A 15,060-nucleotide genomic window follows, 5' to 3' on the forward strand; every position below is an offset into this window, starting at 1 on the left:
TAGGTATCATATAATCCATTTTCTTTGGTTTTCTTTGCTAAAATAGCTGTATCTTTAATAACTATCTTAAAGCCATGCTAACTGATTTAAACCACCTAACCCTCGCTGTCAATAATGTGAATAAAAGCTTTGCCTTTTATACTGAAATATTAGGCTTTAAACCTCTTGCTTTATGGAATAACGGCGCTTACCTACAACTGGGTTCCTTATGGCTATGTTTATCTCACGATAAACGCCATATTACTGAAGACAGTGATTACACCCATTATGCTTTCAGTTTATCTGCAAATAATTTTGAAACCTTTAAACAGCATCTTTTATCCCATGACATTACTGCATGGAAAGAAAATAAAAGCGAAGGTGATTCTTTCTATTTTTACGATCCTGACCATCATAAACTTGAAGTCCATGTGGGTGATTTAAAAAGTCGCTTAGAAGCTTGTCGTCAACATCCCTACTCTGGTATGCAATTTTTCGACAAATAAAAAGATGATAAGGATGAATGGCTAAAATAATACGATAGATATGCTTGTTGTAGTTTTATGTTATTGTCATCAAAAAGATCAATATTAGTGGTGGTACGCTCCTACTTATACTTACTGTGACACCCTATATTAAACACTACATAAGTACGCTTTGATCTGACATTTCACGTTTACCGCATTATGGTTTACCATGGTCTTAATTAAGCCCAATACAGCTCATTGAGTAATGATTTTAAAAATCATCAATAAATTTACGGTAGGAAACCTTGTCTAATTCAGCAAAAACGCCCACATTTTACATCCACGACTACGAAACCTTCGGCACTAATCCTGCCCTAGACCGCCCAGCTCAATTTGCAGGTATAAGAACTGATATGGATTTCAATATTATTGAAGATCCTCTCGTTATTTATTGCAAACCTAATGATGATTATCTACCTCATCCAGAAGCCGTGATGATCACGGGAATAACACCACAAATTGCGGCAAAAAATGGGATGGTTGAAGCAGAGTTTACTCGCCAGATCCATCAAGCTTTTAGCCAACCTAATAGTTGTATTATGGGTTATAACAACCTTCGTTTTGATGATGAAGTCACTCGTAATATCCTTTATCGTAATTTTTATGATCCTTATGCTTATAGCTGGCAAAAAGGAAACTCGCGTTGGGATTTACTTGATGTTTTACGTGCCTGTTATGCACTGCGCCCTGAAGGTATTATTTGGCCTGAAAATGAGGACGGTTTTCCAAGCTTTCGTTTAGAGTTATTAACTAAAGCCAATGGCATTTCTCATGAAAATGCCCATGATGCAATGTCTGATGTTTATGCCACCATTGCGATGGCAAAAAAATTAAAACAAGCTCAACCACGAATGTTTGATTATTTCTTTAATTTACGTGATAAACGCAAAGTGCAAGCGCTAATTGATATTCCAGCAATGACACCGATTGTGCATGTTTCAGGTATGTTTGGTGCCGCGCGTTCTAATTTAAGTCTTGTTGCCCCATTAGCGTGGCATCCTGATAATCGTAATGCAGTTATTGTTTGTGACTTAGCCACAGATATATCTCCTCTATTAACCCTCAACTCAGACCAATTACGTGAGCGTTTATATACACCACGTAGTGAATTATCAGCTGATGAGCCACCTGTTCCAATTAAATTATTGCATATTAATAAATGCCCAATTGTTGCACCGCAAAATACATTAAGACAACAAGATGCAGATAGAATTGGTTTAGATGTTGATACTTGTTTAAAAAATCAAGCGATCTTGTTTTCTCACCCTGATATACGCAATAAAGTCGTGGAAATATTTGCACAACAAACGCCTTTTGCTGTATCCGATAATGTTGATTCACAGATTTATAATGGTTTTTTCAGTGAAAATGATCGTAATGCGATGGAGATTATTCGCTCAACACAACCACAGAATTTACCAGCTTTAGATTTAACGTTTGAAGATGCGAGAATGGAACCTCTATTTTTCCGTTATCGTGCAAGAAATTATCCTTCAACACTTGATTATGATGAACAACAACGTTGGTTGGCGCATAGAAAAGAGATGTTAACGCCAGAAAAACTAACCGAATATATTAATACTATTCAGTTATTAGCTGAAGAACACGCTGATAACGAGGAAAAATTAAAACAGCTACAAGAGCTTTATTTATATGCTCAAGAGATTGCGAGTTAATTGATAAAATAAAAGGCAGGTTTTATCCTGCCTTTCTTATTGCTTAAATAAGCTCAATATAAAACTATTATTCTTTATTCTCTGTATTAGCCTCATTATGAGCGCGTCCACAACCACACTCATCTCCCCAATATTTTAATTTTGAGGTTTTACCAATACCCGGGTTCATGCTATTGGTTGGGTCGTTATGTTTATAGAATGCTTTTAATTGAGGCTTAGCATAATACATATGACCCACATTATGCTCTGCAGGATATTCTGCTCCACGTTGATCTAATAGCGCCAGCATTTCTGCTTTTAATGCCTTAGCATCAACACCTTTTTTAATAATGTAATCTTGGTGCATAACATGACACATAAAATGCCCACAATAGAGTTTATAAAGTAATTTACTCTCTATTTCGGATGGTAATTTTTCAAACCAATCTTTGTCATTACGACGCAATGCAATATCTAATGGCAACACATCTTCTACGTCATTAACATGAACGGCATGATAACGGACAGCAGCACCTGCGGCGGCAAAACGATGCAAGAAGGCTTTATTTCCCTCTTCTTCAGTACATTCAAAATAATCGCCTGATGCTGATTTAAAGTATTCTTTTAAATAAGTCGCAGCTTCTTCAATTCCATCATCAGCCATTCTTAACATAAGATGATGTTCATATTTGTCACGAAAATCTGTCATACGCTCTGGTAAATGAGCAGGCCATAGTTTGCTCATAAATTGCATGGTTCTATCTACCATGTTTTTAGGTAAGAAAGGCACTTTATTTAATACCGCATCTACTCGCCCTTTTACGGCAAATAATATTGGCATTTTATCTGTGCCTAATTTATCAATCACCAAAAACGTATCTTTTCCATACACTTCAGCCATTTTATAATAGCTTCTGTGCATATATTCCCCAGCAACAGGTAGCTTTTTAAAATGACTTAAAATATGACGACGAATATCTTCAAGCTCGTCCGGATTATTAGTACCAATATAAAAAACCTGAGTGCGATGATCTGCTGGGAAAGTATCTAATCTCACGGCAAATACAGATAATTTTCCTGCGCTCCCGGCGGCTTCATATAAACGGCGTTCATCATTATTAAAACGAGATGGTGTATTAGCATCAACATCGCGTATACGCTCATGATATTCATGGTCAGAAGCTAATTTTTCTGTCGTTTTTATCTGTTTCTCATGATAATGACGATTATCTAAATTAGTTAATATTTCTTCTGGCGTTTCACCTAAATCAATACCTAAATGGTTAACTAATTCAGCTTCCCCTTTTTCATTAACTCGAGCATAAAGTGACAATTCGGTATATGCAGGTCCACGGCGAACTAAAGCACCACCCGAGTTATTACAAATTCCCCCTATTACCGACGCACCAATACAAGATGATCCAATAACAGAATGAGGCTCACGCCCTAATGGCTTTAATACTTTTTCTAAATGCCATAACGTACTGCCAGGAAAAGCGATAACTTGATTATGCTCTGAGAGAACCTGTATTTTATCTTGACGTAATGTACTAATAATCACGATATCTCTATCATAATCATCGCCATTAGGTGTCGAGCCTTCTGTTAATCCAGTATTCGCCGCTTGCATAATAATAATTTTATCGGCTTCAACACAGGTTTTAAAAACTCGCCATTGTTCTAATAAATTAGCGGGAAAGACAACGGCTAATGCCTTACCTTGTCCTGAACGAAAACCTTTACGATAACGTTCTGTTTTATGTGCTTGTGTTAATACCTGTTTTTTACCAACAATACCTTCAAGTTTGCGAATAAAATGTTGATTTACAGAACTATTATTCTCATTCATTTTCCCTATCCTATTCCTGTCTTGTCTGATTAATCTTTTATTTGCCCGTTTTTATTATTACTCGTAGGACTACGTGCAAAATATAAACTTATCATTTATGTAACCGCTTTTATACATCTATCCGCATTTCTTAAAAAATAACATTTATTTATTTTTAATCATTTTATTATTTAAAGATAATTTCGATATTTATTTCTTAAATAGAATATAAATAAGCGCTATTTTAATATTTTATTCTATTATTAGTTTTTCTCTTGCTAACCGTTCCCATGCTTGGCAACTGCGGCTTTTATAGCTATTTTTATTATTTGCTAGTGCTATTTGATATGACAATGTTGGCTCTACTACAGGAACAACAACCAAATCATCAATAGGATTTTTATTACACATGCTATTAGGTAAAAGCGTTACTCCTACACCGGCTTTTACCATTGCAATAATTAAATCGAGATGATTACTACGCCCTGTAATAATAGGTGTTGTATTGTAAATACCACAAGCACTATAAATTAAATCATTAATACGAAAATCTTCAGAAAAGAAAATAAAATGCTCATTAATCAACTCGTTAAAATGAACTTCCTTTTTTATAGCCAAAGGATGAGATGGCGACATTAATAGCATTAAGCTTTCTTCTGAAAAAGGTGTTAATTCAAAAGTATCTTCATTAAAAGGCAATACGACCGCGGCCGTTTCAACTCTTCCTTCTCTCATGGCATCGGCCATTTGCTTAGTACCTAGTTCAAATATTTTTAGTTCAACCTGAGGATGAAGAGAACTAAATGCCATAATAATATCAGCAAAATAAGTCGAGGCTATTACAGGAGGTAATCCAACATTTAATATCCCTGTTAATGGCCCAGACTTATCCTGTAACGCTTTATTCATATTATTAAATTGCGCAAGTATCTGTTTTGCATGTTCAAACAGTATTGCACCATCATCCGTTAGCCTGACACCATCAACTTCTCTCACTAATAAAGTTACACCTAACTCATCTTCTAATTTTTTAATACTACGACTAATCGCAGGTTGAGTGATAAATAGCGCATCAGCGGCTCGGCTAAAACCATTTAATTGAACAACCTCAACAAAATAGCGCAATGTGCGAATATCCATTAGCAACGCTCACCTTATTACATTTAGTTATACCCTCAATGATAATAAACCATTTCATATCAAATGATATCCGCGATAAAACATTAAGCATAATGTAAAAGCATTCTTCTGTTTTTACAGACTATTATTCGGATTTTCTGGAGATAATATGAATAAGACTGTCGTTGAATATATGTTAAACCGATTATATGACTTAGGAATAAGTGATGTTTTTGGTGTTGCTGGCGATTATGCCTTTCCTATAGAAGACACTATTTGTAATAGCAGCCATATGCGTTGGATTGGTAACTGCAACGAATTAAATGCAGCTTACGCTGCTGATGGTTATGCCCGTATTAAAGGTATGGCTGCATTATCGACAACCTTTGGTGTTGGTGAATTAAGTGCGATTAATGCTATTGCTGGCTCCTATGCAGAAAACTTACCTATCTTTCATTTAGTTGGTATGCCAGCAAGTGGTGTACAAAAAAGTAAGCGTCTGGTTCATCACACATTAGGTAATGGTGATTTTGATGTTTTTTATCAATTAGGCCAACGTCTTGCTTGTGCTCACACAATATTAACACCTGAAAATTGTATTACAGAAATGGAACGCTTAATTGCGACTGCATTAAAAGAGCGTCGTCCCGTTTATATTGGCTTACCTTCTGATTATGCCACTATGCAAGTGATAGAACATTCACCTGTTACCACACCGAAAAAGCCAATAAGCGATCAAGAAATACTAGAAAAAGTGGTATCACTCATTACTGAAAAGCTTACACACAGCAATAATATCTGCGTATTACCAGGTATTTTATCCTCACGTTTAGGGTTATCAGATAATGTTCAGTCTTTTATTAATAAGACTGGCTTACCTTATGCCACTATGTTTATGGATAAAAGTATTTTAAGTGAATCTCATCCCCAATATATTGGTATGTATGATGGCAAATTAATGACACCTGAAGTCAGAGAATTTGTAGAAAATAGTGAGTACGTATTAGGAATTGGTGCAATGATGACCGATTTTAATACAGGAAGTTTTACTGCCAATATTCAACCAAAACAATTTATCAACATCATGCCAGAATATGTTGAGATTGATTCCGTTATCTACTCATCGATTTATATGGAAGACGTACTCTCAGCACTGACTGAAAGGTTACCGAATAAAACTTATCATCAGATAAAAGCCAAAGGATTAGGCAAAGCTGTGTTATCTGATAATGGTAAAATTACTGCTCAATATCTTTATCCTCATTTAGAAAAGTTCTTTAAGCCTAACGATATTATTATTGCTGAAACGGGTACATCATCAATGGGATTAGGTTTTGCCCTATTACCTGAAGGAGCTCAATTCCATAACCAAACATTATGGGGCTCTATTGGTTGGGCAACACCTGCATCATTTGGTGCTGCACTTGCAGCGCCTAACAAACGAGTTATTTTAATTACAGGTGAAGGTTCGCATCAATTAACCGTACAAGAGATTAGCCAATTTGTTCGTTTTGGATTAAAACCAATCATCCTTGTTTTAAATAACGATGGTTACTTAATTGAACGATTATTGTGTGATTACCCCGAAGCTTATTATAACGATCTTGCTCAATGGAATTATCATCAATTGCCTAAAGCTTTTGGTGCAAGAGATTGGCATTGTGAGAAAGTCACAACAATAGATGAATTAAATAAAGCGCTTGAAGTCGCTGGAACCTCAGAGAATGCCTCTTATATCGAAATAGTAACAGAACGATATGAAGCTTCTGAGTTAGCACAAAAATTAAAAGAGTCTAAAAGTTCGTTATATTCATTCTAAAATAAATGAATAAATGAATAAATGAAGTATTTTAAAAGAGAACTAGATAAAAGATTAGCTAATCTTCTTTTATTGAGTTAGGTATAAATTAAATGATTGGCATGGTCTAATTTTTATTTTAAATATATAGATCATGCCAACATTTCATCCCTAAATTAATCTAATCACATTAAGATAGTCATATGTTGCTAGTAGAAAACCATCAAGATATTCTTATTGAATAAATTAAAACCCACTTTAAATCCACCTCTTAATATAATAACTCCTGTCATAAAAACTAAACATAAATAATATAAATTAACTCCAAATTTTTTGGAGAGTATGGCTTATTTTATGAAAAACATTGTAATACCCACCTCGTTAAGCTTCTTTTTTTTACTTTTTTCGAGTTCATCATGGTCTGAAACAGATATTTTACAAACCAAACAACGTATTATAGACCAACGTAATAATTGGCTAGAAGAGATCAAAACTGGTGTTATCACAGCTCCCCCTGAAAAAGAGTCAAAAACAGCCGAACTAGATAGAATAATAAGCAATAATTATCAAGCTATCACTGGTGAACGGAGGGAACTCGCCGAAGCTGATAAGTCACAGGATCATTCTTATGTTTTTAATACCTATGCCAATATTTTATTTGGCAACAACGCCAAGTCGATCAATTTTAACGATATTCAAGCTTACCAAGATCTGAACATATTACATAACACAGGTACATATGCTTATGATCCAAACAAAAAAAGAGCACGCTCGATAGATTTTATCTTAAAAGAACTTTTTTCACGTGGTCGGCCTTATCAGGTTATTGATAAAAAAGGTAATTATCTTGATAACTACACCAGTATAACAGGCTCTTCTTATCCAAGTGGCCATACGTGGAACGGGTACAAACAAGCTGCAGTGCTATCCATTTTATTCCCTGAAAAAGGTAGCGAAATATTTGCCCGAGCAATCGAATATGGTGAAAGTAGAGTCATCGTAGGAGCACATTTTGCAACAGATACCATCGCATCGAGAATAGGAAATTATTATCTATTATCACAGATGCTTGCCAATGATGACACAACCCGTACCTTTGTTAAGCTTGCCAAAGAAGTCCGCCAAAATGTCGCTAACCAATGTAAAAATCAAAATTGCTTATCACCGTCAAAAGAAATTACTAACGATGAAGCGGGTTATTATGGAACAAAAGATCCTGAAACTTCATCCCTAATTTCTCCCAATAAAATTCCCGGATCAGCCAGCAATTTACTGCGTTTACGTTTTGCATATTTAACCAAAGAGCAGAGGCAATCTATTTTAGCGAGTACAGCCTACCCAAGTAATTCTTTAGCTGGCTGGGCTTCAAACGAAAATGATCCAGATTCTAGCTGGGGATTAATTAATCTTCCTAAAGCCTATAATGGACCTTCATATTTCTATAATCATTTTATTGTTAATCAAACAACTAATGAATTTGACTTCGCTGAGTTTGGTAAACTTGATGAATGGAAAAATGATATTAGTGGGCCTGGTAAATTAATCAAACAAGGCGATGGCACATTGATCTTATCTGGCAATAACCATTTTGCTGGCGTCGAGGTTAATCAAGGCAATTTACTACTCACCGGTGAAAATAATTATTCAAAAAATTCTGCCATTAATGGGGGAACATTGTTACTTGAAGGGAAATTAAATTCTTTGCTGGATGTTAACAAAGGTACGTTGCTATTAAATGATGGAAGTGTAAATTCTCAAGTTAGTATCAATGACAAGGGTATACTTTCTGGTAAAGGAAAAATTAATCAGTTGAAGGTTAATTCAGGAGGCATGGTATCACCAGGCCATTCAATTGGTACGATAAATATAAACGACACTGTAATTTTTAATTCTGGTAGTCACTACCGTGTTGAAATAAACACACAAGGTGATAGCGACAAAATAACCAGTCTCGGTACCGCAGTACTTAACGGAGGAACGGTTAATGTATCTCTTGAAAATAACCAAAATCTCCTCACAAAAAATGATGTTCAAAGTTTATATAACACAAAATATACCATTTTAACGGCAAATAAAGGTATTAATGGTAAATTTACTGATGTAAACCCAAACTACCTTTTTATAGGAACAACGCTATCTTATGATCAAAATGCAGTAATATTAAATATTGGAAGAAATAATACTGCATTTTCAAGTTTGGCAAAAACAAACAATCAAACATCAATAGCCAATGCAATAGAGGTATTACCTTCAGGGCATCCAGTCTATGAAAGCATTGTAAGAATGGATATAAAGCATGATGTCCGCTCTGCCTATGATGAATTAACAGGTCAAATTCATGCCGATGTTTTATCTAATCAACTCAACAGTAGTCGGCAAATAAAAGAAACACTCCTCACTCAGGTTAAAAATGCAGAAAACCTTAAAGGTGAAAAAGAAAGTACAGACAATAAAGGCAATGTCTGGGCTAAAGTTCTATATAATTGGGAAGATAGTTCAAGTGATGGTAATGCGAATAGTTATGATACTTCAACCTATGGCATACTATTAGGAGCAGACCAACGTTTTAATAACGATAAAATGTTACTTGGCATCGCAACGGGGTTCACCAAAACCTCTCTCTCGGGTTATAACAGTCACGCCAATAGCGAAAATTATCATTTATCACTTTATGGTGGTTATGATTTGACCCCCTTCACCTTGCGTACAGGCGCATCTAATACGTTTCATCGTGTCCATACGTCAAAAACGGTCAACTATGCCTCACAATCAGATAAAAATAACGCGCATTACGATGGAAATACCAGCCAGATCTTTATCGAAGCAGCTTATCCGATAACTCTCTCCGATGCACAATTAGAGCCTTTTGTTAATTTAGAATACGCCAAAACAAAAAACGCTACCATTAACGAGCAAGGAGGCCGTGCAGCCTTGCAAGCCCATTCACAAAGTCTAGATTCAACCACATCTACTACAGGATTACGTTTAAATAACCAGTGGAAACTTAACAGTAAATCTAATATTTCTCTGTATGGTGAACTAGGTTGGTTACACCAATACAACGATGTGGAACGAGGTATCAATTTACGCTTCACTAATACCCAACCAACATTTACTGCTAATAGCGTTGATACGGCACAGGATGCTCTTGTAGTTAAAGCAGGAACAACCATTAAAATCAATGAAATATCAAGAGTATCAATTGGATATAGTGGATTAACAGCAAAAAACCAGCAAAATAATAGCGTTGATATGAAAGTATCTATCTCTTTCTGATTAAGATTTTTTGACACTCTCCTCATAATAAAGTGAAGTATTCAACGCGGATAGATGATAGGAATGAGGATCTTATTGAGGAATTCTTAACTCTGACTATAGCTCATCCACAATGATAAGTTGCTCTACATATTATGAGAGTTTAAAATTATCCTCTTATTCGTTATGTGGAGAGCGAATAAAGCAATTTAGGTAGAAGATTAAAATTTGTTGGCATAATGGCTATTTAAATAGCCATTATTTTTATAGATCTTTATATCTGCCAAAAAGATATTCCAGATTGCATTCAAACCAATCATCATTGTATTATACCAAAATATTTATTATCGACACAGATTATATTCTAGAAAAAATATCTTCATTTATATTTTATGAAAACCAAGGTATTAATTTTTACAATATATCCTTGGGAAATACTCATCAATTTTGTCGTTATTTAATATTCTTTCGATAGAAAAATCAACGATATCAGAAACTGCTATTCCATGACGTAATTCTTCAGGAAAGTCATGGATTGAAGCGTATATCGTTGGTACTAAGTACCTAAAATAATCACCCATTTTAGTTTTTCCAGTAAAACCAACAGGATAATCTTCCCCTTCCACATTCCCTTCTATACCGTGATATATAAAAAAGCCTTTTCTAGATGGCATATTAATTTCATTAAGTTCTCCACTCAGATGCCTATTTACCCAATATTCAATATCTTCTCTATGTTTGAAATCTCGATATACAAGAGATGAGTATAAATCAAGAATAGTTTTTCCATTTTTATTTTCAGGATATGTAGTGTATTTTTCTGATTCTTCCCACTTAAATTCATTAAGTTCATCTAATAAATTTTCAAAGTTATTAATTGATAAAAGAGAATTAGGTAACCAACCCCAGCAATTATTAACCATTACAGCTATCTTTCCATTTTTATCCATTGCAAACCAAGTATAAATAGTACCAAAACCGGGTTCCCAATGACTGTTTGATGTATTCATTATTTTATTTCCTTTGGCCATGTGACTTTACAATTATCACATGTTTCAATAATTATCTTTTCTGAGTTTAAATTTCCATTCTTTTGACTAGATAATTCATTAATTGATGACTATTAATTCACCAACAAGATCATCTGTTATATCTTCAATAAACATCCGTGTATCTGTATTGACTAAATTACGAAGGTGCTCATTAAAATTTAAACCTGTTGATATTATAGTTTCTTGGTTCTCATCATAATGATACACTAAATCATTATTATCATTTTTTGTTAAGGTAAAAAAATATTGCGTTTCATTTTCAAATGAGAATACAAATGTTTTTTCTTTTATAAAATCATAATATTGCAGATTAAATAACTCTTCACAGAACGAATGTTGAAAAAATATATGCGACCTAACCCCCATATTTTCTCGATAAAAAATTAGTGCATTATCACTAAACAATCCGCCACTACATCTCCCTAAAGATATTAAGAAATCATATAATTGGCCTTTTATTTCAATATCATAAAGTTTCTCTATTTTTTTATTTCATCTATACTATAACCCTTTATTTTATTATAATTTATAAATAACTCAGGATAAACTGAGTGAAAGTAACAAATTTGAGTTTGCTTGTTCATGGTCTTTGCCCTGTTATTCCTTGATAGATATTTATGGTCAATTTAGGATTATTTTCTGAAAAATTTAGAGCTGTTTTACTACTTCCTATAGTTAGAAAATTTATCTTTAATTCTTTAAACTTTCGTTATTATCCCATTACCAAAATCCTTTTTATAAAAATTTATCTTAATACTTTTATTATCTAACATCTTTTTCTTAAAAGTAATAGTTTAAAGTTTAATATTAATTAAATACTCTTTACCTTATTAACCATAGAATGAAGAGATATCCACTCAAATAGTTTTATTTTCTTAATTTATACTCAATGAAGCAACTGCCAATACCAGCACCCACTCCCCTACTATAGCAGCTTTAATGATTTTTTTAATGAATCAAATGAGAAAGAAAAATCAGCACCAATAAATAACCAAAAAATTCCATGAATTGAAAAGTAGAATAATATTCCTATAAAAAAGAGTACAACTGAAGATAAAACTGCCACAACAAAAAAATTCAATAGAATTAATTTTATTATTCATTATTTTCATCTCTTTTTTTGTTCATTAATATTTTTCATTATTTCTTCGATCTCTGAATTAGTCATTTCTGTTATTGCTGATGACCCTATATTGCCCAAAATGCTTGGAAGTGGATGAGTTTTCATATTTTTTGAAATCCCGAATAAACCTTTTATTGCTCCCTCTTGTAGTTCTGGATTATATTTTTGATCCCATCCTTCTGTTTTCCATAATTTATATTCCCTTCCATTTTTAACAAAATTAACCAGTTCCCGTCTATCTTCTGTACTTAACGAATCAAACCATGCTATCCATTTTAAAGTATCTACTTGATCAATTATACCTGCACTATATTTTTTAAATATACACTTATGCAACTGTAAAGATTATTTAAATTATCTTTTTTTCATTTCCGACAATTGAATAATAAAAACACTAATACCAAGAATAATTCCACCTCCTATGCTCATCCTTAATAATCGCTCTACTTTATAATCTTCAAATGATATTGACATTGGAATATCCAAATAAAAATAAGAAAAAACAAATAGAAAAAAATCAAAAGTGATCCCTATCAGAAATAAACCTCCCCCTCCTACAATGGAATATAAAATAATCATAAAAATAAAAAGTAACACTTTTTTCATTTTTCTTCTCTTTTATCTATTAATTCTTGTAATTTAGATGCACCATATTCAGCCGAAAAACTACCACTCATATTACTAACTCCAGAAGAAATTTTACTTTCGGATACTTCCTGCATAATATAAGATTTTCCCTTAACCTCTGACTCTGAATATTTTCTCAACACTTCATTAAATCCGGGATTATTGCCTTTTGTTATTATCTTACCAACTCAATTAATTACAGGTTTTACTATAAAATTACCTAATCCATACTCCATTAATGCTCCACTTCCTGTCGTGATTGCCCCTATTGCTGGAAGAGGTGATTTTGAATATCACGCTCAGTAACGTTATCGTTGGTTTCTAAAAGGATTGATGAGTACCACGGGCTAACAAGCCAAGGTTATTGAGACGGAGTGATAACCAAAAGAAAGATCCCACCATTTTGAGATGGGATCTTAACATCATCTACGTAACTTATATTCTATAAACCACATCCCTATTCCAACGACTAGCCCAGCCCATAGACTTGCTTTAATAATCTTTTTTAAAAACTCGATTGAAAAAATAAAATCTCCACCAATCAATAACCAAATAATACACTCACCTATGCTGTATATAACCAGCCCCATAATAAACAGGACTACCACACACAAAATAGTCATAACAAGAAAGTATTCAAATTGATTAGTTTTTTGATTCACTATTTTTTTCCTCAACTTCCTTAATTTTCTCTTGCATCAGAAAGTTTGTAGTCTCTGTTGTAAAGGCAGAGCCTATATTTCCCAAAATACCAGGCAAAGGATGGGGTTTCATATCTTTCGAAAGTCCATATAATCCTTTTATAGCTCCACCTTGCAATTTAGGGTTATATTTGGGATCCCAACCTCCTGTTTTCCACAATTTATATTGATTCCATCCATAACTTATAGGCTTACCCGCGAAACCATATCCCACGCTAGAACCAATACCTGCAGTAGTGGCATTTGTAAGTATTGTAAAAGGATCATCCCCCTTAAACATACTTGCGGCTCCCCCCATGCCTGCATTCCAGGCAACTGTTCCCCCAAGCTTCGTATACGCCGTCATAGCGCCTGTTCCAAAAGCAAACACTACATCCACGGAATTGATTTCTCCTGTAAATCCATATTGAATCCCAGCATTTGCTGTGGCTCCTATTGTTCCTGTTGTGAGCATCATTTTGCCTGTCCCATCTCCCAATAAATATGCCGTGGCTTTACCTGCCCCTCCCAATAGCGGTGCCATAACTCGGATTGTCAAACCACCCTGCAATACCTGAAGAGGAGCATCACCAATAGCCGCATTATCTCTGTGGTAGCCATACGTATTGGCTAGGTTATCGGCTTTTCTGAACAGTTTTTCTTCTTCGGTTTGTGTACGTGTCCAGTTCAGAGCACCCAGCCATCCGTTTTGCTCATATGCCCGTTGCCTTTCCTTGTCTGCCCAAGCATTTTTCGCTTCTGTACGCCCTGCATATGGGAAGCCTTTGTTCGAGAGCAGCGATGAATCCCCTTCTTTTAACAACATAATGACCAGCTGTTCGACAGTTTTGGTATCGTGCAAGTGAGTTTTTTCATAAGCATATTGCTGCAATTCCTGCAGAAATCTCTGTTGCTGCTCCGGTGTCAAAGACGCCGGATCTTTCCGGTACTGATTTAACAGTTCATCATTGATTTGGTCACGGACTTCCAACGCCAGTAACTCACGAACATCCCTCTCCGTATATTTGTTTTTCCGTAATGCCTCACGGCTTTTATCTAATGCCTCGCGTGAAATATCTCCCAAAAAGTTATTCTCAACCACCACTTTCCCGGCTTGAGCGGCATTGGCAACTCCGGTGCTATTATCGCTGATTAAACCGCCGACAATCCCTGAAGTTAACGTTGCCCATGCACTTATATTCTGCTTTTCAGTCTCAGTCAGCTCTTCGGGGGTTTTGCCATAAAGTGAGTGCGATAAAATACCCACTGTTTCCCCTGTCATTGCGCCAGAGGCTTGTACTACTGCATTCTCACCTTTTGCCAACGCAAGGCCTGCATTGAGTAATCCGTGCGCTATCGTACGCTGAATATCACTTTCAACACTGTTGCCTTGAATTTGGTTTTTCACTTCATTAGC

General features: G+C 34.7%; 11 protein-coding genes. 4 read left to right on the forward strand and 7 right to left on the reverse strand.

Features of this window, described 5'->3' with window-relative positions; translation table 11 throughout:
* The first annotated feature begins 74 nt into the window (after nucleotides 1-74).
* The gene (locus C0T34_RS17270) at nucleotides 75-485 is read left to right on the forward strand and encodes a VOC family protein (RefSeq protein ID WP_098943382.1); all 411 of its coding nucleotides are present in this window, start codon (nucleotides 75-77) and stop codon (nucleotides 483-485) included.
* Between the two features lie 266 nt (nucleotides 486-751).
* On the forward strand, nucleotides 752-2,182 hold the full coding sequence (gene sbcB, locus C0T34_RS17275; protein ID WP_109850554.1) for an exodeoxyribonuclease I: 1,431 nt from the start codon (nucleotides 752-754) through the stop codon (nucleotides 2,180-2,182).
* A 67-nt stretch (nucleotides 2,183-2,249) separates the two neighbouring features.
* Here the strand turns inward: sbcB and dld are convergent, their stop codons facing one another.
* Nucleotides 2,250-4,010, reverse strand: coding sequence for a D-lactate dehydrogenase (gene dld, locus C0T34_RS17280; RefSeq protein WP_098943384.1), 1,761 nt, complete (start codon nucleotides 4,008-4,010; stop codon nucleotides 2,250-2,252).
* A 231-nt stretch (nucleotides 4,011-4,241) separates the two neighbouring features.
* Complete coding sequence (locus tag C0T34_RS17285) at nucleotides 4,242-5,129, reverse strand: LysR family transcriptional regulator (RefSeq protein WP_098943385.1); 888 nt, start codon at nucleotides 5,127-5,129, stop codon at nucleotides 4,242-4,244.
* 148 nt (nucleotides 5,130-5,277) lie between these two features.
* Here C0T34_RS17285 and C0T34_RS17290 point away from each other — a divergent pair, with 148 nt between their 5' ends.
* Both C0T34_RS17290 and C0T34_RS17295 read left to right on the forward strand, forming a co-directional pair.
* Nucleotides 5,278-6,927, forward strand: coding sequence for a thiamine pyrophosphate-dependent enzyme (locus tag C0T34_RS17290; RefSeq protein ID WP_109850555.1), 1,650 nt, complete (start codon nucleotides 5,278-5,280; stop codon nucleotides 6,925-6,927).
* Between the two features lie 321 nt (nucleotides 6,928-7,248).
* Nucleotides 7,249-10,182, forward strand: a complete 2,934-nt coding sequence (locus tag C0T34_RS17295; RefSeq protein ID WP_109850556.1) for an autotransporter domain-containing protein — start codon at nucleotides 7,249-7,251, stop codon at nucleotides 10,180-10,182.
* Nucleotides 10,183-10,568: 386 nt separating this feature from the next.
* On the opposite strand, the gene C0T34_RS17300 is transcribed toward C0T34_RS17295, so the two are convergent.
* The 5 genes from C0T34_RS17300 to C0T34_RS17325 all read right to left on the reverse strand — a co-directional run.
* Nucleotides 10,569-11,171 (reverse strand): hypothetical protein, encoded by a 603-nt coding sequence (locus tag C0T34_RS17300; RefSeq protein WP_098943391.1) that lies wholly within the window; start codon nucleotides 11,169-11,171, stop codon nucleotides 10,569-10,571.
* A gap of 1,150 nt (nucleotides 11,172-12,321) precedes the next feature.
* Nucleotides 12,322-12,672, reverse strand: coding sequence for a hypothetical protein (locus tag C0T34_RS17310; RefSeq protein ID WP_098943393.1), 351 nt, complete (start codon nucleotides 12,670-12,672; stop codon nucleotides 12,322-12,324).
* 18 nt (nucleotides 12,673-12,690) lie between these two features.
* Nucleotides 12,691-12,942 carry a hypothetical protein gene (locus C0T34_RS17315; protein WP_098943395.1) on the reverse strand — a complete coding sequence of 84 codons (252 nt, stop codon included), beginning with the start codon at nucleotides 12,940-12,942 and terminating at the stop codon, nucleotides 12,691-12,693.
* Nucleotides 12,943-13,385: 443 nt separating this feature from the next.
* Nucleotides 13,386-13,625, reverse strand: coding sequence for a hypothetical protein (locus tag C0T34_RS17320; protein WP_109402977.1), 240 nt, complete (start codon nucleotides 13,623-13,625; stop codon nucleotides 13,386-13,388).
* Nucleotides 13,609-15,060: VENN motif pre-toxin domain-containing protein (locus C0T34_RS17325; RefSeq protein ID WP_204100990.1), on the reverse strand; the 1,452-nt coding region annotated here is incomplete at its 5' end. The genes C0T34_RS17325 and C0T34_RS17320, both read right to left, overlap by 17 nt.

Source organism: Proteus sp. CA142267, assembly GCF_003336825.1.
Lineage (GTDB): Bacteria > Pseudomonadota > Gammaproteobacteria > Enterobacterales > Enterobacteriaceae > Proteus > Proteus terrae.

Excerpts from the sequence above, each read along its gene's own strand:
- C0T34_RS17285 (WP_098943385.1), bottom strand. The coding sequence starts at position 5,129 with ATGGATATTCGCACATTGCGCTATTTTGTTGAGGTTGTTCAATTAAAT.
- C0T34_RS17290 (WP_109850555.1), top strand. The coding sequence starts at position 5,278 with ATGAATAAGACTGTCGTTGAATATATGTTAAACCGATTATATGACTTA.
- C0T34_RS17315 (WP_098943395.1), bottom strand. The coding sequence starts at position 12,942 with ATGAAAAAAGTGTTACTTTTTATTTTTATGATTATTTTATATTCCATT.
- C0T34_RS17270 (WP_098943382.1), top strand. The coding sequence starts at position 75 with ATGCTAACTGATTTAAACCACCTAACCCTCGCTGTCAATAATGTGAAT.
- dld (WP_098943384.1), bottom strand. The coding sequence starts at position 4,010 with ATGAATGAGAATAATAGTTCTGTAAATCAACATTTTATTCGCAAACTT.
- C0T34_RS17295 (WP_109850556.1), top strand. The coding sequence starts at position 7,249 with ATGGCTTATTTTATGAAAAACATTGTAATACCCACCTCGTTAAGCTTC.
- C0T34_RS17300 (WP_098943391.1), bottom strand. The coding sequence starts at position 11,171 with ATGAATACATCAAACAGTCATTGGGAACCCGGTTTTGGTACTATTTAT.